General features: G+C 62.2%; 17 protein-coding genes and 1 pseudogene. 17 read left to right on the top strand and 1 reads right to left on the bottom strand.

The window, feature by feature from the left end; translation table 11 throughout:
- The first annotated feature begins 61 nt into the window (after window positions 1–61).
- A complete protein-coding gene (locus tag WG921_RS11550; protein WP_340109394.1) occupies window positions 62–937 on the top strand; it encodes a LysR family transcriptional regulator in 876 nt (291 codons plus the stop codon).
- Between the two features lie 274 nt (window positions 938–1,211).
- Here the strand turns inward: WG921_RS11550 and WG921_RS11545 are convergent, their stop codons facing one another.
- A complete protein-coding gene (locus WG921_RS11545; RefSeq protein ID WP_340109393.1) occupies window positions 1,212–2,186 on the bottom strand; it encodes a LysR substrate-binding domain-containing protein in 975 nt (324 codons plus the stop codon).
- Between the two features lie 100 nt (window positions 2,187–2,286).
- On the opposite strand from WG921_RS11545, the gene WG921_RS11540 reads away from it, so the two are divergent.
- From WG921_RS11540 to WG921_RS11465, 16 genes and pseudogenes are all read left to right on the top strand, one after another.
- Window positions 2,287–3,873, top strand: a complete 1,587-nt coding sequence (locus tag WG921_RS11540) for an ABC transporter substrate-binding protein (protein WP_340109392.1) — start codon at window positions 2,287–2,289, stop codon at window positions 3,871–3,873.
- A 64-nt stretch (window positions 3,874–3,937) separates the two neighbouring features.
- A complete protein-coding gene (locus WG921_RS11535; protein WP_340109391.1) occupies window positions 3,938–5,479 on the top strand; it encodes a M81 family metallopeptidase in 1,542 nt (513 codons plus the stop codon).
- A gap of 5 nt (window positions 5,480–5,484) precedes the next feature.
- The gene (locus WG921_RS11530; protein ID WP_340109633.1) at window positions 5,485–6,480 is read left to right on the top strand and encodes an ABC transporter permease; all 996 of its coding nucleotides are present in this window, start codon (window positions 5,485–5,487) and stop codon (window positions 6,478–6,480) included.
- Entirely contained in the window at window positions 6,477–7,427 is a 951-nt protein-coding gene (locus WG921_RS11525) for an ABC transporter permease (protein WP_340109390.1), read from the top strand. Before WG921_RS11530 ends, WG921_RS11525 begins: the two co-directional genes overlap by 4 nt.
- A complete protein-coding gene (locus tag WG921_RS11520) occupies window positions 7,424–8,413 on the top strand; it encodes an ABC transporter ATP-binding protein (RefSeq protein WP_340109389.1) in 990 nt (329 codons plus the stop codon). The genes WG921_RS11525 and WG921_RS11520 overlap by 4 nt, the downstream gene beginning before the upstream one ends.
- A complete protein-coding gene (locus WG921_RS11515) occupies window positions 8,410–9,450 on the top strand; it encodes an ABC transporter ATP-binding protein (protein WP_340109388.1) in 1,041 nt (346 codons plus the stop codon). Before WG921_RS11520 ends, WG921_RS11515 begins: the two co-directional genes overlap by 4 nt.
- Window positions 9,451–9,896: 446 nt before the next feature.
- A pseudogene (locus tag WG921_RS11510) lies at window positions 9,897–10,529 on the top strand (transposase); the annotation flags it as partial.
- 213 nt (window positions 10,530–10,742) lie between these two features.
- The gene (locus tag WG921_RS11505) at window positions 10,743–11,540 is read left to right on the top strand and encodes an IclR family transcriptional regulator (RefSeq protein WP_340109387.1); all 798 of its coding nucleotides are present in this window, start codon (window positions 10,743–10,745) and stop codon (window positions 11,538–11,540) included.
- Complete coding sequence (locus tag WG921_RS11500; RefSeq protein WP_340109386.1) at window positions 11,537–12,265, top strand: SDR family oxidoreductase; 729 nt, start codon at window positions 11,537–11,539, stop codon at window positions 12,263–12,265. Before WG921_RS11505 ends, WG921_RS11500 begins: the two co-directional genes overlap by 4 nt.
- A gap of 103 nt (window positions 12,266–12,368) precedes the next feature.
- The gene (locus WG921_RS11495) at window positions 12,369–13,688 is read left to right on the top strand and encodes an amidohydrolase family protein (RefSeq protein WP_340109385.1); all 1,320 of its coding nucleotides are present in this window, start codon (window positions 12,369–12,371) and stop codon (window positions 13,686–13,688) included.
- Window positions 13,689–13,795: 107 nt separating this feature from the next.
- Complete coding sequence (locus WG921_RS11490; RefSeq protein WP_340109384.1) at window positions 13,796–14,746, top strand: Bug family tripartite tricarboxylate transporter substrate binding protein; 951 nt, start codon at window positions 13,796–13,798, stop codon at window positions 14,744–14,746.
- A 59-nt stretch (window positions 14,747–14,805) separates the two neighbouring features.
- Window positions 14,806–15,249 carry a tripartite tricarboxylate transporter TctB family protein gene (locus tag WG921_RS11485; protein WP_340109383.1) on the top strand — a complete coding sequence of 148 codons (444 nt, stop codon included), beginning with the start codon at window positions 14,806–14,808 and terminating at the stop codon, window positions 15,247–15,249.
- Window positions 15,250–15,261: 12 nt separating this feature from the next.
- The gene (locus WG921_RS11480) at window positions 15,262–16,791 is read left to right on the top strand and encodes a tripartite tricarboxylate transporter permease (protein ID WP_340109382.1); all 1,530 of its coding nucleotides are present in this window, start codon (window positions 15,262–15,264) and stop codon (window positions 16,789–16,791) included.
- Between the two features lie 19 nt (window positions 16,792–16,810).
- Window positions 16,811–17,821, top strand: coding sequence for a succinylglutamate desuccinylase/aspartoacylase family protein (locus tag WG921_RS11475; RefSeq protein ID WP_340109381.1), 1,011 nt, complete (start codon window positions 16,811–16,813; stop codon window positions 17,819–17,821).
- A complete protein-coding gene (locus WG921_RS11470; protein WP_340109380.1) occupies window positions 17,818–19,158 on the top strand; it encodes an Ldh family oxidoreductase in 1,341 nt (446 codons plus the stop codon). The genes WG921_RS11475 and WG921_RS11470 overlap by 4 nt, the downstream gene beginning before the upstream one ends.
- Window positions 19,155–20,318 (top strand): UxaA family hydrolase, encoded by a 1,164-nt coding sequence (locus tag WG921_RS11465; RefSeq protein WP_340109379.1) that lies wholly within the window; start codon window positions 19,155–19,157, stop codon window positions 20,316–20,318. The genes WG921_RS11470 and WG921_RS11465 overlap by 4 nt, the downstream gene beginning before the upstream one ends.
- Window positions 20,319–20,401: the final 83 nt, after the last annotated feature.

Raw genomic sequence — 20,401 nt, 5'->3', positions numbered from 1 at the left:
AGATCAAAGGCCGTGCGCGGCCGGGGGTGGCTTCGACGTGTTTGACATCAGAGATGCGGAAATGGTCCGCGAAGTGGCCCGTTGCGGGGGCTTCAGGGCGGCGGCGCAGAAGCTGCGGCTCTCCCAGTCCGCCGTTTCGACCAGGATCGCCGAGGCGGAGCAACGGCTCGGCGTCGAGCTGTTCGACCGCAAGCGCCATGGCGCCCGCCTCACGCCCAGCGGGCGACGCTTTCTCGATCAGGCCGGGCGGCTGATCGAGATGCGCGATCAGATCGCCGCCAGCCTGCTGCCTTCCTCCGGATTCGCCGGAACGATCCGCATCGGCGTCTCCGAGTCGATCGTGCATTCGTTGCTTCCCGGCATGTTGAGCAGGGTGAGGAGCGCGTTTCCCGACGCCCGTCTGGAATTGTCCGTTGAGCTCTCGCCGGTGCTCGCCAAGCGCCTCGTGGATGACGGCGTCGACGTCGCCATTCTGGTGAGGCAGCTGGTCCCGGCCGGCGCGGTCGCGGTGCCGATTTACAGCAGCGATCTGGGCTGGTTCGCCTCGCCGCGGATGACCTTGCCCGAAGGCGTGCTGTCGCCAAGGGAATTGGTGCAGTTTCCGATCGTCACCTTCCTGAGAGGATCGATGCCATTCATCGAGGTCGAGCGCGTCTTCATCGATCCGAACCTGCCTACGCCGCTTCTGCACGGCTGCGCATCGCTGTCCACGATGATCCATTTGATAACCGACGGCTTTGGGCTCGGCCTTCTCCCCGTCTCGCTGGCGCAGCCGGAGGTGGAATCCGGGCGCCTCGTTCGGCTGAACACATCGCCAAACACCAGGATCGGGAAACTGGAATTCGCCTTCAGCTATCTGAGCGCCCGAGACAGCAGGCAGATGGAGCGGATCAGGGAATGCGCCGAAGCGGCGGCGTATGAATATGGGTCGAAATGATCAATCAAACGATCGGTCTTGATTCGCACATATTTTATTATTTAATATCAAATAGATAAATGATTCTGAGGATCAGGAATCTGAACCGGTTCACACGCCAGACGCAGTCCGCCGCGAGCAACAGCAACCCGGTTCGCCGCCGACAGGCGGAATGGAGCGGAAGGGTGATCCGCGCGCCTGGTTTCGCGCCAATGCGCGCAGGCGGCGGGCGTCGACCCGGAGGCGAGCGCGGCTTGGCGCGGACAGGGTGACGAATTGGTCCGCATGGCTTGGATCATGGTCCGAACTGTCGCGCCTTGTCCTCCATCGCCTGCTTGAACATGTTTACGAATTGTCGGGCGGCCTTCGTCAGGGGCCGATAACGAGGGTAGATCAGTCGAGGCCGCATCGGGATCACTGGTCGGATCGGACGGGACACGACATTGGGCGGCGTGTGGCTGTAGAGCAGGTATGGCTCGACGATCGCAATTCCGGCGCCGCTTTCGACCAGCGCGCAAATGGTGGTGGATGCCCCGGCCTCGATCTTTGGATCGTATGTCAGACCCGCTTCCGCGAACGTGCCCGCAATGCGCTCGCCATATGGCGATTTAATGAAATAGGAAACAATCACATGCTCGAGCATGTCTTCGAGGTGAATGTGGGATCGCCTTGTCAGCGGATGGCCCGGGGGCATGATGCAGACGGAGTCGCATTCGAAGAGATCTTCGGATTTGTTCGTTGGCATCTCGGTGGAGTCGCCGAGCAGGCCGATATCCACATGACCATCATTCACCTTGTCCACGATGCTGAGCGAAGGCAGCACCTCGACCGCGATCCGCACCGTCGGATGCTTGTGCTGGAACTCGGTCACCACCGACGGAAGAAAGACGTTGGCGAGCGTCGGCAGCGCCGCGATGGAGATCCTCCCCGCCACAGACCCGCGCAGGTCGTCTGCGAGGCGGTCAAAGGCCTCCGCGGCGCCCATCAGCTTTTCAAGTTCCGATACCAGCAGCGTTGCTTCCGGGGTGGGGTAAAGGCGGCCCTTGATCCGCTCGAACAGGCGCAAGCCCAGCTGCTCCTCCGTATGCCGCAGCAGCTTGCTTACCCCGGGCTGCGACAGATTGAGCTTCTTCGCGACGCTTGTGGCGGTCTCGCTGGTCATCAGTTCCCGCAGAACGGCCAACTGTCTGAAGCTTAGATCCATATGCGGCATTCCATAACCATTGGTTCGGTTGGCATGAAAAGATAGCAATTTCGTTTTCGTGTCCATTCTGCCAGCCTTCCCCTTCAGCGGAGATCTCAAAGAGCCGCAAACAAAAAGCCCGCCGCGGGCGAATCCGCGCCGGGCGTTGCGACAGATGGAGGCTTATATGCTTTGGATGCGACCAACCGGCTCGAGCGCGCTTGCGCTCGCCGCATGCCTGATTGCAGCGCCTGCGAGCGCAGAGACGCTCCGCTTCGCCGCAAGCGGCGATGCGGCTTCGCTTGATCCTTACGCCTACTACACCACGTTCACGAGCGGCTTTCTCCAGAACGTCTATGAGCCGCTGGTGCGCTACGATGAAACGCTGAACTTCGAGCCGGCGCTGGCGGTTTCATGGGAACGCACGGCGCCGACGACGTGGCGATTCAAGCTGCGGGAAGGGGTGACGTTTCACAACGGCAACCCTTTCACCGCCGACGACGTGGTGGCTTCTCTCAACCGTGCGCGGGATGAAAACTCGCCCTATATCGTGGCGACCTCCGCGATCAGCGATGTCGAGAAGATCGACGACCATACCGTCGATATCCATCTGGACGGGCCCTATCCGGTCTTGCTGAACGACCTCGCCGGCGTCCTCATTCTCGACAAGGAATGGATGGAGGCCAACGACACGTTGCGCCCGGTCAATCCCAGCAAGGGAGAGGAAAGTTACGCCACCACCAACGCCAACGGCACCGGGCCGTTCATGATCGAAAGCCGGCGGCCCGACGCCGAGACGGTCTTCGTGGCCAATCCGGATTGGTGGGATGAACCGGAGCACAATCTGGACAAGGTGATCTTCACCCCGATCACCTCATCCGCGACACGCGTCGCCGCGCTGCTGTCCGGCGAAGTCGATCTCATCATGGAGGCGCCGCTGCATGATCTCGCGAGGATCGAACGCGCCGACAACCTTCAGGTTCTGAAGGGCGAGGATCTGCGCGTCATGTTCCTTGGCCTCAACCAGGGATCGCCCGAACTCAATTCGAGTTCGGTCAAGGGCGAGAACCCGCTCGCAGATGTGCGCGTGAGACAGGCGATCTACCAGGCGATCAATATCGACGCCCTGAATGAGAAAGTCATGCGCGGCCTGGCCAAGCCGACAGGCATTCTCGTGGCCAAGGAAATCCAGGGCTACGACGCCGAACTCGCGCCGAGGGCCGCTCCATACGATGTCGATGCGGCCAGGGCGCTGCTCGCTGAAGCCGGGTATCCGGATGGGTTCGACGTCGGCATGGATTGCCCGAACGACCGCTATGTGAACCCGGATCAAGTATGCCAGGCCATCGCGGCGATGCTCGCCAAGGTCGGCGTCGACGTCAACTATACGTCTTCGACAAAGAGCATCTATTTCAACAAGATGCTTTCGGGCGGCGCGGACATCTATCTGTTCGGCTGGGCGTCCACGCCTCAACTGGACGCCTACGCCCTGTTGAACTCGGTGATGCACAGCAAAAGCGGCAAGCAGCGGGGCAAATGGAACCCGGGCGGCTACGAGAACGCGCGCCTCGACGAGCTCGTGGAGAAGATCCAGGTCGAGATCGACATGGACAAGCGCCAGGAAATGATCTCGGAGGCGTTCCGTCTCCACAAGGAAGACTATGGAACCATAGCCCTTTATCAGCAGCCGTTGACCTGGGCGGCGAAGAAAGAGGTCGAAGCGCTTCAGCTGGCGGACAACAAGATTCGGCTTTGGTGGGTCACCAAGAACTGAGCCCCGCCGGAACTGCGGGGCGTCGGCTGACGCCCCGTGATTTCCTCGAGATACCGGAGATCTCATGAAAGCCAGAAACATTCTCGTGGCGTGCATCAGCCATGAGACGAACACGTTTTCGCCGGTGCCAACGCCTCTGAGCGCCTTCGGCGGGGGCTTGGGGCCGCTTCGAGGCGACGAAGCCGAGGCTGCGTTTCGCGGCACCGCCACCGCCACCGGCGGTCTGATCGAAGCGGCCGAACGGAGCGGCGCAAAGGTAAGCGTGGCTCTGATCGCCAGATGCGCGCCGAGCGCCGCGGTCGAGGACGAGGCTTTCGAGGCGCTCTCGAGCGAGCTTTGCGCGGCGGTCGCGCGGGCGATCGAGGCTGGCGAGTGCGACGCCCTGTTTCTGGAACTGCATGGCGCCATGGTCACGCAGTCGCATGAGGATGGCGAAGGGGCTCTGCTTCGACGTCTGCGCGGCGTCGCGCCCGGATTGCCGATCGCGCTCAGCCTCGATTTCCATGCGAACGTCACGCAAGATATGGTCGAGGCGCCGACTTCGGTCGTCGCTTACAAGACATATCCTCATCTCGACATGAGGGAGTGCGGGCTCCGCACCGGGGAGATTACGCTCAAAGTGATGGCGGGGGAGATCGACCCCGTGACCGCGTGGGGCAATATTCCGGCGCTCGTTCATCTGCAGAGAATGAACACGTCGGAGCCGCCTCTCTCCGAGCTCATCGCGCTCGCGCGGGAGGCGGAACGTGAGCCCGGGGTGCTCGCCGTCAGCCTTCTGGCCGGATTTCCGCTCGCGGACACGCGTGAGGCCGGGCTCAGCTGCATTGTCATGACGGACGGAGACGCCGCCCTTGCGGGCGCCATTCGCGATCGGCTTCTGGCGCGCGCCTGGGCGCGGCGGGCGGATTTCACGGTTGAACCCGCGCCGCTAGAGCAATCGATCGGGGATGCGGCGGGCAGGGAAGGCGGGCCTTGGCTTCTGTTGGATGTCGCCGACACCTGCAATTCCGGCGGGGCGCTCGACTCGATGTCGGCGCTGCGCGAAATCCAGCGTCAGGGACTGAAGAACGTGGCGGCGGCGCCCGTCTGCGATCCCGAATCCGTGCGAAAGATGCTCGCGGCCGGGCAGGGCGCTGAGATAGAGATTGCGCTCGGCGGCAGGGTGCCGACGCCTTCGGTCCCCTTCGCCAACGATCCGTTGCTCCTGCGCGGCCGCGTGGCGGCGGTTTTTGAGGGTGAGATCACGGTGACCGGGCCGGTTTTCACGGGCACGCGGCTCAACCCGGGCCCGACCGTTCTGTTCGAGTCCGGAGAGTTGCAGATCGTGGTGACGAGCAACCGTATCGAGCCTTACGATGAGGGCGTCTTCCGATGTGTGGGCGTCGACCCTCGCGAAAAGGACTTCATCGTGCTCAAATCGCGGATGCAGTGCAAACCGGCCTTTCTGCCCTTCTGCGCCGGCTACGTGGATTGCAATGGCGCGGGCGTCACCACGTCGGACATCAGCGCGTTCGATTATCGTCGGCTTCGCAGACCTATCTATCCTCTCGATCCCGATGTGAGCTGGGCTCCCGTCGGCGCGGCTGAACTCTCGGCGCCGAAATGAGCAGGATTCTGCCATTCGCCCTGTATCGTCTTGGGCAGGGCGTGCTTGTCATGCTTGTGGTGGCCTTCATCGCCTTCTCGTTGTTCACGCATGTCGGCGACCCGATCAACAACATGGTGGGCGAGGAGGTGGACGAGACCTATCGCGAGCAGCTTCGCGAGGACCTCGGGCTCAACGATCCCATCATCGTGCAATTCGCAGGGTTCGTCGGGCGCGCGGCGCAGGGGGATTTTGGCGTCTCCTACCGCAACGCCATTCCGGTGGAGAAGCTCATCGGAGAGCGGTTGCCCGCGACGCTCGAACTGGTGTTCGCCGCTGCGCTGATTGCGCTCGCGCTCGGGATTCCGGCTGGAGTCTACGCCGCCATACATCGGCGCAGGCCGTCGGCTCAGGTGCTTCAGCTGTTGTCATTGATCGGCATCTCGTTGCCGACTTTCGTAACCGGCGTTCTGCTGATCTATGTCTTCTCCATAGGGCTCGAACTCCTGCCTTCGTTCGGTCGCGGCGAGGTGGTCGACCTTGGGTGGTGGACCACAGGGTTTCTGACGGTGAGCGGCCTGAAGGCGCTCGTCCTGCCGGCGATCACACTGGCGCTGTTTCAGCTGACGTTGATCATGCGCCTTGTGCGCGCTGAAATGCTTGAGGTTCTGCGGGCGGATTACATCCGTTTCGCGCGTGCGCGCGGTCTGCCGGACAGGCTCATCAACTTCCGGCACGCCGTAAGAAACACGCTGGTTCCGGTCATAACAATCACAGGGCTTCAGATCGGATCGCTCGTGGCTTTTGCTATTATTACGGAGACGGTGTTCCAGTGGCCCGGCATGGGGCTTCTCTTCATTCAGGCTGTCCAGTTTGTCGATATTCCCGTTATGTCCGCATATCTGGTTCTGATCTCATTCTTCTTCGTCGCAATAAATTTCTTTGTGGATCTTCTTTATTATCTGGTTGACCCGCGATTGTCTGGCGGCCTCGCCGGCGCGCGCGGGAAGGGCTCAAGATGACCGACCGAGAGAATTCGGGCGTCTTTCAGGGCGCCGCGCGACTGGCTGGGCGTGTATGGCGGGGAGACCTCGTCTGGAGCTTTCGCAACACGCCCTATGCGATGATTTCGGCGCTGCTTGTGTTGGCGATTTCGGTGACGGCGCTTCTCGCGAATTGGGTGGCCCCGCACAGCCCGTTCGACATGACGAGCTTCAGCCTCATGGATAGCGAGCTTCCGCCGGCCTGGGTCGAAGGCGGCGGCCCGGATTATCTTCTCGGCACAGACACCCAGGGCCGCGACGTCCTTTCATTGATAATCTATGGCGCGCGTTTTTCGCTCCTCGTCGGGCTGGCCAGCGTCATTTTCGGTCTCATGCTCGGCGTGGCGTTGGGGCTCCTCAGCGGCTATGTGGGGGGCTGGGTCGATGCGGTGGTGATGCGCATAGCAGACGTGAAGCTGAGCTTCCCCGCCATCCTTATCGCGCTGCTGGTCAACGGCGTCGCGCGCGGCTTCCTGCCGGCGGAGATGCATGACCAGATCGCGGTGCCCGTGCTGATATTCTCCATCGGCATGTCCGGCTGGGTGCATTACGCCCGTACGGTCCGCGGGATCGTCATGGTCGAGAGACAGAAGGAATACGTTCTGGCGGCGCAGATCGTGGGCCGGAAGGGATGGGAGGTGGCGGTCCTCCATGTCCTGCCCAATACGATGAGCCCGGTCACCGTGATCGCCACGATCAATCTGGCGACCGCGATCCTGCTCGAGTCGACTTTGTCCTTTCTCGGTGTCGGCGTGCCGCCGACCGAGCCGTCGCTCGGCACCCTGATCAAGGTCGGCAGCGAGTACATGTTCTCGGGCATCTGGTGGATGACGGCGTTTCCGTCAATCCTGCTGGTGGCGCTGGTGCTCTCCGTCAACCTGCTGGGCGACTGGCTGCGCGACGCTCTGAACCCGAACCTGCAATGACCACACAGCAAGCAGAGGAAGCGCCGTTGCTCGAGGTTCGCGACATTCATGTCGAGGTTGAAGTTCGCCGCCGTCGTCTGAAGGTGATCCACGGCGTCAGTCTGTCCTTGGCGAGAGGCGAGACGCTCGGCGTCGTCGGGGAGTCGGGAGCGGGCAAGTCGATGCTGGGAAATGCGATCGCCGGCATGCTCGAGCCGCCGCTGTATATTTCCGGCGGCGAGGTTCGGCTGGAGGGCGAGCGGATCGACCATCTGAGAGGCGAGGCGCTGCGCGCCGTCCGCGGGCGCCGTATCGGCATGGTCTTTCAGGATCCGCTGACGAGCCTCAATCCGCTGTTCACGATTGGCGACCAGCTTGTCGAAACCATCGTCACGCGGCTTGGGCTCAGTCGGGCGGAGGCGCGCGACCGCGCGATCGCGCTGCTGGCGTCGACCGGACTGTCCGACCCCGCCGAGCGCCTTGACCAGTATCCGCACCATTTCTCCGGCGGCATGCGCCAACGGGTGGTGCTCGCCCTCGCGCTCTGTCTCGATCCGTTGCTGGTGATCGCGGACGAGCCGACGACGGCGCTCGACGTCTCCGTTCAGGCTCAGATCATCCGCCTTCTCGATCGCCTCAGCCGCGAGCACGGAAGTTCAGTGGTGTTGATCACCCATGACATGGGCGTAATCGCCGAGGCGACGGACCGGGTCGCCGTCATGTACGCTGGCCGCGTTGTCGAGATCGGCCCGACAGCGCACGTCATCCGCGCGCCGAGGCACCCCTATACCCGTGGCCTGATGGCGTCCATTCCTCCGATCGACCGCCGGCCGGCTCGGCTCGAACAGATCGAAGGCAGCATGCCGAAGGTCGGCTCCGTCTTTCCCGGCTGCCCCTTCGCGCCGCGCTGCCCCGTGGCGATGGCGCGTTGCCGAGAGGAGATCCCGGTTCTTGAGGGTGAGAAGGGGCATCTGAGCGCGTGCTGGCTGAGCGAGGCGTCCGCATGAGCGACATTCAGGACACCAGGTCGAACCGTCCGCTTCTGGAGATGCGGGACGTTGCGCGTTTCTTCGACGTCTCGCCGCCCTGGTATCAACGCCTGTTCGGCGGCCGAAGCAGGCGGGTCTTGCGCGCGGTGGACGGCGTCGATCTCGAACTTCCCCGGGGAAGGACATTCAGCCTCGTCGGGGAGTCCGGCTGCGGGAAGTCCACCCTGGCGCGGCTCGCGGTGGGGCTCTACCCGCTCTCCAGAGGGACCATCCGTTTCGACGGCGCCGATATGTCCGTCGAAAAGGGGTCTTTTGCCGAGCGGCGTACGCGGCGACGGATCCAGATGGTGTTTCAGGACCCTTTCGCCAGCCTTAATCCCCGCTGGCGCGTTGAACGGATCGTAGGCGAGTCGATCAGCGTGCACGAGCCGGAAACCGGTGCGGCGTCGCGGCGGGCGCGCGTGCGCGAGTTGCTCGATCTTGTCGGCCTCGGAGCAGATGCGGCGGCCAGGTACCCGCATCAGTTCTCCGGCGGCCAGCGTCAGCGCATCTCCATCGCGCGCGCCTTGGCGGCTCAACCGGATCTGCTGATTTGCGACGAGCCGACGTCGGCCCTCGACGTATCGGTGCAGGCGCAAATCCTGAACCTGATGCGAGAGCTGCAGGAGGAGTTGGGGCTGACCTATCTCTTCATAAGCCACGATCTTTCGGTGGTCCGGTTCATCTCCGATTATGTCGGCGTGATGTATCTGGGCCGCCTGGTCGAGTGGAACGAGGCCGAGGAGCTGTTCAGGAACCCCAGGCACCCCTACACCAGAAAACTCTTGGAATCGGTTCCCGACATGACGAGGCCCGGCCAGCAGCGCAATCCCATCGCCGGTGAGGTGCCGAGCCCGCTATCCCCCCCATCCGGCTGCCATTTCCACCCGCGCTGTCCGTTGGCAATGCCGCGGTGCCGCACCGATAGCCCGAGCATGCTCACGGCTGGCCACGGCGGAGTGCGATGCTTTGCGGTCGAAGAAGAGGCGAAGGGTCGGCCAGAAGGGCTGGCGTAGAGCAAGGCGTACGTCGGGGCGTGATGGTCTCTTTCCTTTGCTCTGTATTGAGATACTTGAAGTTAAAGCATCTTGAGGCCTGTGTATGTAAAACTTATTTGGGCATAATATATCCCTATTACGCTCGGTATATATTCAATTATATGAAGTGAAGTAAGCTTTTACTATGCAAATAAGTAGTATATTTTATTGTCGCAGTGGAATTTATTTTGAGTGGAGAGAGGTGGCATCGGCCCCGATTGGGAAGGTTGCGGAAAGTATATTTATACAAAGGTCGAATTTAGATTTTAAAATCTCTGAAGGCCAAACTTTGGAGCCGATTCACAGTGGAACCGCCCTCACCGGGAGTGGACTAAGGCCAAGACTCAATTTGCCGTTATGTTCCGCGAAAGGTTCGTCAGCCAATGACGAGAATAGGCCTCAAGCACACAATATCTGACATTCCCCACGTCGCCGCGCTGATGAAGCGGATGGAGATCGAGGCACTTTATTGCAAGCCGAACACCTCGAAGCCGGCACCGAAGCGCAAGATCCGTCTCTATCTGCTGCACAAATTGCCGTTGATGCGCCCCAACCAGGTTTGGGCCATGGATATCACGTGCATCCCATGGCGCACGGCTTCACCCAACTCGCTGTCGTGCCAGACTGGTTCACCCGCCGGGCGCTGTCTTGGCGGGGGGCGATCACGCTGGAGGCGGACTACTGCATCGAAGCGGTAGATGAGGCATTGGCGCGTTACACAAGTCCGACATCTTAAACGCCGACTAGGGCAGCCAGTTCACCTCGACGGGCTTCATCAAGGCGCTGGCCGGCAGGGAAGTCAACATCAGCGGGCCCCTCTGTGATTGCATGCGATCATCTGCCGACAATAGCTCGCGCGAGAATGTCTTCGTCACGCGGCTGTGGAGGGAGAAGGTCTACCTGCACGCCCATGGCGACGCCCCAGAGGCGCGCGCATCGATCGGGTGCTACTTCGGTTTCTACAATGGAAATGGACGACGCCTATATTCATCGCTTCACGGCGAAGCCCCGATCATGCTTACCTCAACCCACGGACGCCGGTATCAGTCGCAGCATAATCGACGCGGAAATCCACCTGAGATCCCCCGGAACCTGTTCAGACAAATCGGGCGGTCTCCGGCCCTTGCGTCGAAAGCATGTATCTCCGTTTCGGGGCAATTTTTGTCGCTATGGTGTTTGAGTTTCGGTGTTTGAGTTTCATTGGTTGATACCTTTGGTCAGAATGACTACCGTCCCGGCAGTGTTTTTGCCGCCGCGCCGGGAGAGATCTGATGGTCCGCGAAAAATCCGTCCCGACAGTCCGAACCGTGGAGCGTGCGCTGAATCTCCTGTTTCGGGTGGCCGAATCGTCGCAGCCGCTGGGCTTGTCTGAGATCTCCGAGGCGTCGGGCGTCGATAAATCCACAGCTCTGCGGCTGCTCCGCACGTTGGAGAGCTTCCGACTGGTCGACCGCAATGCCGACACCAAGTACTTCTCGCTGGGCTCCGGCGCTTGGCAGCTCTCGCGCTCGTATCAGGACGATCTCAAGGCGCTCGCGCATCCGCACCTTCTGCGCTTGCGCGAAGCCACAGGCGAGACTGTCATTCTGGTGGTGGCCCGCGGGCTGGAACGGATCGTGCTACACGCGGTGGAGGCCACTCACGAGCTCCGCGTCGTCCCGGCGCTGAACAACGTGGTGCCGGTCTATTCAGGCGCCGCCGGCAGGGTCTTTATGGCCTTCATGCCCGAGGCCGAGCGCGATCGGATCATCGACGCGACCGGCCTCAGGCCGGTGAACGAGCGCGGGATGACCGATCGCGCCTCGTTCGTCGCGTCACTGGATGCGGTGCGTCGTGATGGTTCTGCCGTCTCTATTGGCGATGTCACGCTGGGCATCTCGGCGATCGCGGCGCCCGTCTTCGCGCGGACTGGTGGCGTCGTCGCCGCCATATCGCTGCGTGGTCCCGAGGCGCGCATGGACGAAGAAAGGTTGGCCAGACTGACCCCACTCGTACGCGAGGGGGCGCATGCAATCAGCAGCGAATTGGGCCATCAGGCGTCAGAATTTGCTGTGAAGAGCGTTTCATGACCGACACAATTCTAATCACGGGGGCCAGCCGCGGTATTGGGCTGGCTACTGCTGAACGCCTGGCTGCGGACGGAATGCGTGTGATCGGCATTGCTCGCGGCCCGTCTGAGCGGCCGTTTCCGGGTGATCTGCACGAAGCTGATTTAGGCGACACCGAGACTGCGGCGACGATACTGTCGCGAATCGTGGCCGATGTTCCGATCGATGGGATCGTCAACAATCTGGGATTCAACATTGTCGAACGGCTTGGCGAAGTTGACTTGGCGCATTTTGATAAAGTTCTGAATCTGAACCTGCGGGCGACGCTTCAGGCCACCCAGGCGGTGCTGCCCGGCATGCGCGCGCGTCGCTATGGCCGAATCGTTAATTTGTCTAGCCGCGGCGCGCTGGGAAGGGTTGGGCGCAGCAGCTACGGCGCGGCAAAGGCTGGCATCGTCGGAATGACCCGGACTTGGGCGCTGGAGCTCGCTGGAGAAGGCATCACCGCCAATGTCGTCTCTCCCGGCCCGACCGCGACCGAGATGTTCCGGCGCAACAACCTTTCCGGTCCTGACGCCGAGGAGCGACGCCGCGCCTTCCTCGCCGATGTGCCGCTGGGCCGATTCGGCGAGCCTGACGAGATCGCGCATGCCGTCGCCTTCTTTCTCGACCGTCGGGCAGGCTTTGTCACCGGGCAGCTGCTGCATGTCTGCGGCGGTTCTTCGGTGGGGCTGGCGGCGCTGTAGGCGGAGTCGATGGAGCGATCGGTCGAGTGTGGGTATTTCGATATTGCCAAAAAACTAAAATTGACTACCATCTAGTGAAACTAACGATGCAGGGGGCTAACTAATGTCCAGAATTACAGCCATCAGGGCGGGTAAACTGATCGACGGGTGCGGCGGGCCGGTGGTGGACAACGGCGTGATTGTCATCAAGGACAAGCGAATCACTGCGGTCGGGCCGGCTGAACAGGTACAGATCCCGCAGGGCGCCACTATCATTGACGAGCCGGACCTGACCTTGATGCCTGGAATGATGGACTTGCACCTGCATCTTGGGCAGTTCAACAATCTGACTTTTCGCAACTACCGTGTTGCGCAATGGGAAATCACACCCGAGTTGCAGCAACTCTACCTACTGTTCCACGCGCAACTCTGCTTTGATCGCGGCTTCACCACGTTGCGTGATGAAGGATTGATGTCGACCCGCGGCCTGATGACCGAACACACTGTCGCGGTGCGCGATTCCATCGACCTAGGCATCAATGCGGGGCCGCGACTGATCGTGGCCGCGTTTACGGTCGGCACCGGTTCGCACCTCGACCTGATCATGCCGCGCGCGGCATTGCGCAATCCGCGCGCCACCGCGGATGGCGCCGACGAGATGCGCAAGCTGGGGCGCGAGAACCTCCTCAAGGGCGCGGACTGGCTCAAGACCTGCGCCTCGGGCGGCGGCGGCACCGACAAGGAAAGCCCGCAGGTGCGCAACCACACACAGGCCGAACTAGATGCTGTTTGCGACGAGGCGCATGCACAGCACGCCTATTGCTCAATCCATTGCTTTACGCCCGAGGCGCAGGCGATGGCGCTGAAAGCCGGCGCCGATACCATTGAGCATATGGTGTTCCACACTGACGAGATGATCGAACGCATTGTCGAGGCCGGGACTCCAGTCTGCCCCACGCTGCTGCATCGAACCGATCATGCCATCGAAGTGCGCGCCAGCACTGGCACGCCGAAGTTCACTTTGGACAAGATGCGCAAGATCCAGCCGTATTGCTTCGAAACTTTCCAGGCCATGCACAAGGCCGGGGTTAAAATCTTTATGGGCACCGATATGGGGCCGGAGCCCGACATGGGCACCAACGCGCTGGAGTTCGAGGTCTACGTCAAGCTTGGGATGACGCCGATGGAGGCGATTTTGACGGCGACCAAGAACGCGGCTGAAGCGTTGCACATGGAGGACGAGATTGGCACGCTCGAGGTGGGTAAGCGCGCCGATCTGCTGTTGGTCAATGGCAATCCGGCTGAGGATATCACCGTACTGCAGCCGCGCGAGAACATCCGCACCGTGATGAAGGACGGCCGAATCTTCGTCGACCGCCGCAAGGGGTGCGAGCGCGATGTTATCAATGTGGATTATGGCTCGTGGGCGCTGGCTGACGGCTAGGCGCCACGAAGGGCGCCACCGGCAACAACAGACAAGGTCGGACAAACCGGCCATGACGGGGCGAGCGTAACGCCCGCCGACGCATCTGACACAGGGAGATATCGACCATGCACAAGAACGCCCGACTGGCGGCCATCTTTTCTGCAGCGCTGGCCAGCCTGACAATTGCGCCGCCCGCTTCGGCGGAGTTCCCTGACAAGGGGATCGAGTTGATCGTGGCCTATGGCGCCGGCGGCGGCACGGATGTGACCGCGCGGATGTTGGCTTCCGATCTGGAAAAAACGATCGGCCATTCAGTTACTGTGCGCAACGTCACCGGCGGTGGCGGCTGGACTGGTTGGGGCGCCATCGCCAAGGCTAACCCCGACGGCTACACCATCGGCTATATCAACATCCCGAACATGTATGCGGGCTATTTGAACCCCGAGATGAAGCGCACCGAGAATTTGGAGAGCTTCACACCGCTGATGAACCATGTCACTGACTATTGTGTCTGGGCTGTCAGGCCCGACAGTCCGTTCCAGAGCGTGGAAGACGTGCTGAAGGCGGCGGCCGCAGGCAAGGTCTCGATCACCGCTCATGGCTTCGGTGGCGACGACCATCTGGCGATTCAGCGCATGCAGCGCATGAACAATGTGGAACTGGCCGTCGTGCATAACGATAGCACCGCGGATTCCAAAAGCCAGGTCCTTGGCGGCCATGTGATGGTGCTGGGAGCTAATGTCAGCGAAGTGGCCGCACAGGCCGCCAGAGGCGAACTGCGCGTGCTGGGTGTGATGTCGCCGGAACGCTCGGAATTCCTACCTGACGCGCCGACTTTCCGCGAGCAGGGCTATGATCAGGTCTGGTCCGTCTCGCGCGGGATCGCGGGGCCGGCGGGCCTGCCCGATGACATCGCCGAAGACCTTCTAGCGGCGCTGGAGAAGACCATCGGTTCAGATGCTCATCGCCAAAAGGCGCTGCAACTCAGTCTCGCGCCTGAAATCGTCAAGGGCAAAGAATATCAGACCTTCCTCAAAGAGACCGAGCAGGAGATCAAATCCCTGATGGGCTGGTAAGCCAGCCAGGGCGGCGGCGAATGTCTTGCCGCCGCTTCCCACGAAGGCGGGAGGGTAGGATGACTTGGGTCAACCGCACGATATCCTTGGCGCTTCTGGGGGTTTGCGCAATCCTCTGGCCGATCGCCGGGCGCTTTCCTGAGTCGGCGGCCAAATTTCCGCAAGTCGTCTTGGCGGCGGTGGCGATTCTGGCTGCGTTGATCTTCATGCGCACGCTGTTTCCCTCAATCGAACTCCGTGATGAAGCCGAGGGCGATCCGCGGCCGCAGGCGCTCATCGTGCCGCTGCTGGCAGCCGCTGCGACCGGTCTGACGATCTATGCGATGCGCTTTGCGGGGTTCTTTCCTGCGATGGTCGGGCTGGCGGTGGCGCTTTACTTCATTCTGGGCGTTCGGAGGGGCAAGGTGTATTTTGCCTGTTATCTGGGGGCGCTAATTTTTGTCTATGTGGTCTTCGAGATTCTTCTCGGCGTTCCACTAACTCAGACCCGGCTTTTCCGGTAGCGGGGGCGTATCTTGGACATTATTTTCATCATCGGCGCAGTCTTCGATCCCCTGAGCCTGCTGATCATCCTGGCTGGTGTGGTGGCCGGCCTCGTGATCGGCGGCATGCCGGGGCTGACTGCAAATCTGGGTGTGGCGCTGCTTCTGCCCGTCACCTTCAGCCTTGAGGTAACCGAAGCGCTGTTGCTACTAACCAGCCTCTACACCTCGGCGATCTATGGCGGGTCGTTCGCGGCGATCCTGTTGCGCACGCCGGGCACCTCGGCCTCGGCGGCGACGGCGATCGACGGGTATGAGCTGACAAAGCAGGGCAAGTTCGACACCGCGATCCGAGTGGCCACCTTCTCGTCGGTGGTTGGCGGGGCTGCAAGTGGCGTCGCATTGCTCCTGCTGGCGCCGCCGCTGTCGCTTCTGTCGCTGAAGTTCGGCCCGGCCGAGTATTTCATGCTGGCTGTCTTTGGACTGACGGTGATTGGCACGCTGTCCTCGGGCAATCTGCTCAAGGGGCTTATGGCAGGCGCGCTGGGGCTGCTGATCAGCGTGGTGGGGATGGACCTCAATTCGGGTTTTCCACGCTTCACCTTCGGCATTTCGCCGCTGTCCTCGGGCTTCGATTTCGTGCCCGTGGTGATCGGCCTGTTCTCGGTGTCGCAGGCGTTTCTGATGTGCGAAGATGTGCATTCGACCATCCAGAAGGCCGAGATCACGGTCCGTAAATGGCGATACTTGCCGACTTGGGCCGAGTTCCGCGATATCCGGGGTACGCTCGCCCGCTCTTCGCTGATCGGTGTCTTCGTAGGCATCTTGCCGGGCGCTGGCGGCGATATCGGTTCTTGGGTCAGCTACAACGAAGCGCGTCGGTTCTCACGCGACAAGGAAAGCTTTGGTCGCGGCTCGATTGTCGGTGTCAGCGCCTCCGAGACGGCCAACAACGCCGTGACCGGCTCGTCGCTGATCCCGCTTCTGACGCTGGGGATTCCCGGCTCGGCCACTGCGGCGATCTTGCTGGGTGCGCTGATCGTGCATGGCCTCGTGCCGGGGCGCGCATTGTTTACCGAACATGCAAACATCACCTACACGGTGATCTTCGGCTTCATCCTGGCAAATCTGATGATGGGCGTGGTCGGCATGGTGTTGGCCAAGCGAATGGCCTCGGTGGCGCTGGTGCCGCAAGTCATTCTGGTGCCGATCATCCTGATCTTGTCCGTCGTGGGGTCTTATTCGCTGGGCAACAATATCTTCGATGTCTGGACCATGCTGATCTTCGGCGTCATCGGTTACCTGATGCGCAAAACCGGGTTCAACCCGGCTCCGATGATCCTGGGGCTGATCCTGGGACCAATCGCCGAGGCGGGGTACCATCAATCACTGGTGCTCGCGCCCACCACGGTGTTCTCCTACATCCTCAACAGCTGGATCGCTCTGACGCTGCTGGTGTTGAGCGTCCTGTCGATCCTGAGTGCGGCGCGCATCGAATGGAAGCGGGTGCGCGAGGGGCGCAAGACGCCCTCCGTCATGACGCCGCAAAATGATAACAATTGAAGCCACGGAAGGCACAACCATGCAACAACATTCTCCGCTCAGAGACTGGACTCCAGGCCGCGCCTATACGGCGCTTTCCGTCACACGCAGGTTGGCAGGTGATCTGGCGCTGCCGCTCAACACTCTAACGGGCGCGCGCAAAGGGCCGACGTTGGCGATCACCACCGCAATCCATGGTGACGAGACGACGCCCGCAATGATCGTGCGCAGCCTGTTTGAGCGGCTCAAATGCGAAGATCTGACCGGCCGTATCGCTGCAGTCACCGTCTGCAACCCGCCCTCCGTCGGAGCCTTCGGTCGGCAGACGCCCGAGCAGCACGGCAAGACCGACCTGCACGAGGCGTTTCCAGGCAGCGCAGAGGGCAATCTGACGCAGAAGATCGCCCATGTCCTGACGCGGCAGGTGATTGATCACGCCGATGTGCTGGTCGATTACCATTGCGGCGGTTCGGGCGGTCGGTTGCAAGAGCGGGTGGACATCCACAAGGACGCTCCCCCCGAGGTGCGTGCGAAATCGCTGGCGCTTGCGCGCAGTTTCGGCACCATTCTGGTGCATGACAACGCGCTGGGCAATTCGGCCGTGGGCTATGCCAACAAGCAGGGCAAGACAGCCTTCAACGCCGAGACGGGTGGCGTCTATCTTGCTCCCGCTGATCAGGATTTCTACATTAAGAATGGCGTTGAAGGCTTTTTGCGCGTCCTGCGGCAGCTGGGCATGATCGAGGGCGGCGCACCCAAGCTCCGGCGGCAACTGTTGTTCGCCACCAAGGCGCGTCACGAGGCTAATCCACGGCAGGGTGGCTATCTGGTGTCAGAGTTCCAGTCGGCGCAGGATCTGGGCAAGCCGGTTGCAAAAGGTACGCTGCTAGGCACGCTCTACGATCTGTACACGCTTGAGCCGGTGGAGGAGTTGCGCGCGCCTGCAGACGGGATCCTGCAATTCTCGCGCTATTCCGGCGCGATCGACGCCGGGACAAAGGCTTTCGCGCTGGCCGAAGAGGCCGCATCTGAATGGCTGGACGCGCAATGACCGACGCCTGGCAGTTGAACTCTTTGGACAATGTCGCGACGCTGGCGACAGCGGGCGCCGCCGGTGAGGTGCTAAGGCTGCGGGGTGCGGGCGAGGGGCGCAGCGTGGTACTGGCCGAGGCGGTGGACGCTGGACACAAATGCGCATTGACGACGATTGCCGCAGAGGCGGACGTGGTGAAATACGGTGCAGCAATTGGCCGCGCCCGGAAGGCAATTGGTAAGGGCGAGCGGGTTCATTCTCACAATCTGGTCAGCCGTTATGATCCTACGCCAAAAGTAAAGGCGGGTCCGGCTGCCCATATCGCGCCAGACATATTGCGGATGTTGGTGCAGGCGGCGCTTGAGCATGCTGGGGCGGCGCCCGAAGCCGCAGCCGATTTCGCCGCACACTGCGTTGATGCTGAACTCAGCGGTGTCTCGACTCATGGTCTGCGTCGGCTACCGGGGTATCTCGCGCGACTGCGCGCAGGCGGGGTGGACGGCTGCGCGACGCCTGTGATCGAGGGCGACGGCGCGGTGCTGCAGGTGGACGGGCAAAACGGCATCGGTCACCATGTGGCGCGGCTCGCCTCCGATGCTGCTGTGGCGCGGGCGCGTGAACTTGGCGCCGCCGTGGCGCTAGTGCGCGGCAGTAACCATTTTGGCTATGCCGGCTGGTATGCGGCGCGTATTGCGGCGCACGGGATGGTCGGCATGGCGGTCTCGAATGGCCAGGTCTTGGTCGGCCCGCCAGGCGCCAAGGCTCCGATCTTCAGCAATGATCCGGTGGCGCTTGCTGCACCAGGCGGCTTCGAATTCGACATGGCCACCAGCATAACCTCGCGCGCAAACATCGCAGCCTCGGCTGAGCTTGGCGAGATCATTGCTGAGGGGCTTGCGCTGGACAGCCAGGGCCGGCCCACCACCAATGCGGCGGCGGCGCTTGAAGGCATCTTGCTGCCGTTGGGCGGCGCCAAGGGCTTTGGGTTGATCGCGGCGCTTGAGGTGCTGGCAGGGCTTTTGCCCGGCGGCGCCTATGCCGATCTAGTGGCCTCGAAAGAGGCCGACCCCGCGCAGGGCGAGGGCACAAGCCATTTCCTGATGGCGATCGACCTCGCCGCTTGCTGCGGGGCCAGCGCGTTCGAGGCGCGGATGCGCGACCTGGCTGGCCGGCTGGCTGGATTGGAAATGGCCGAAGGTCAACCTGCCGCGAGGCTGCCCGGCGTACGCCGCGCAGCCTCGCGGGCGCGCGGACTGGTCGAGGGAATCGCGCTTGATGCGCTGAGGTTGGCCGAGTTGCAGCAGATCGCAAGCGATATCGGCGGGTCACTCGAACTGAAGGAGCCGTCCGCGTGAAACTACCGGAAACCTTGAATGCCTGGCGGCGCGAAGACGGGCGCCCAGGCATCCGCAATGCTGTAGCCGTCATGGCGGCAGCCGATAACATGAACCCGCTTTTGTCGCATATCGTGGCGCGCGTTCCGGGTATTGTGGCTCTTCCCGCCGCCTATGGCCGAGGCCAGCTGGGCGAGGATCTCGAAATTACGCTGGACAGTATGGCGGGCCTTGCGGGGCATCCCAATCTGGCCGGCTGCTTGATCGTCGCCTTCGAGCCGGCAAGTGCGCTGAGGATCGCGGAGCGGGTGCAGGGCCGGGGTGAATCGATCCGCGTCCTGTCCTTTCTGCAATCGGGCGGCATGCAGCCTTGCATAGCCGCTGCCGAGCGATTGCTGCAAGAGTTGCAGACTCGCGCCGACGCTGCAAAGCAGACGCCGGTCGGCTGGCATGAGATGACCATTGGGCTGGAATGCGGTGGATCCGACACCACCTCGGGTCTGTTCGCTAATCCGGCGCTGGGCGCGCTGACGGACGAATTGCATACTCGTGGCGCAACACTGATTTTCTCCGAGCCGGTGGAGTGTCTGGGCGGCGAGGCGGCGCTGACAGCACGCGCCTGCAATTCAGAGGCTGCAGAGGCAATGTTGCGCGCCATCGACGGCTATGCGCAGATCGCGCGGACCGCGGGCGTGGAACTGACTGGCATCAACCCCACCGCTGACAATATCGCCGGAGGGCTTACCACGATCGAGGAGAAATCGTTGGGCGCGATCGCCAAGACCGGACATGCGCCCATCGAGGGTTGCATCGGCTATGGCGCGCGCGCGCCGTACACGGGCCTTTGGATGATGGACGCCCCGGCCGCAGCGGTCGAGAATCTCACCGCGCTTGCCGCAGGCGGCTGCCAGATCACCGCCTTCGTCACCGGTAGCGGCAACCCGTCCGGCCATAGCATCATGCCGACGCTGAAGATCTCCGCCAACCGCGAGACGGCGCGGGTGATGCGTGACCATCTTGATGTCGATCTCTCGGATCTGTTCCATGGCGGCGGCGGCATCACCGCAGGTGCCGAGCGGATCGGCGCTGCGGCGGCCGCAGTTATCGATGGCGCGCCGACTGCGGCCGAACGGCTGGGGTTTCTGCACAGCAACATCAGCCGCTTCGGCCGCTCGGTCTGAGGGAGGCGGGAATGCGCCAAATCATGAGCCAATGCTGCCGCGCGGGCTTGGCGAGGCAGGGAGCCGCCCGCCGCCGCGCCCTG

The organism is Paludibacillus litoralis (assembly GCF_037646705.1).
GTDB classification, from domain to species: domain Bacteria; phylum Pseudomonadota; class Alphaproteobacteria; order Rhodobacterales; family Rhodobacteraceae; genus Pikeienuella; species Pikeienuella litoralis.
The sequence above is the reverse complement of the archived record's forward strand: the minus strand, read 5'-3'. Positions and strand labels throughout refer to the sequence as shown.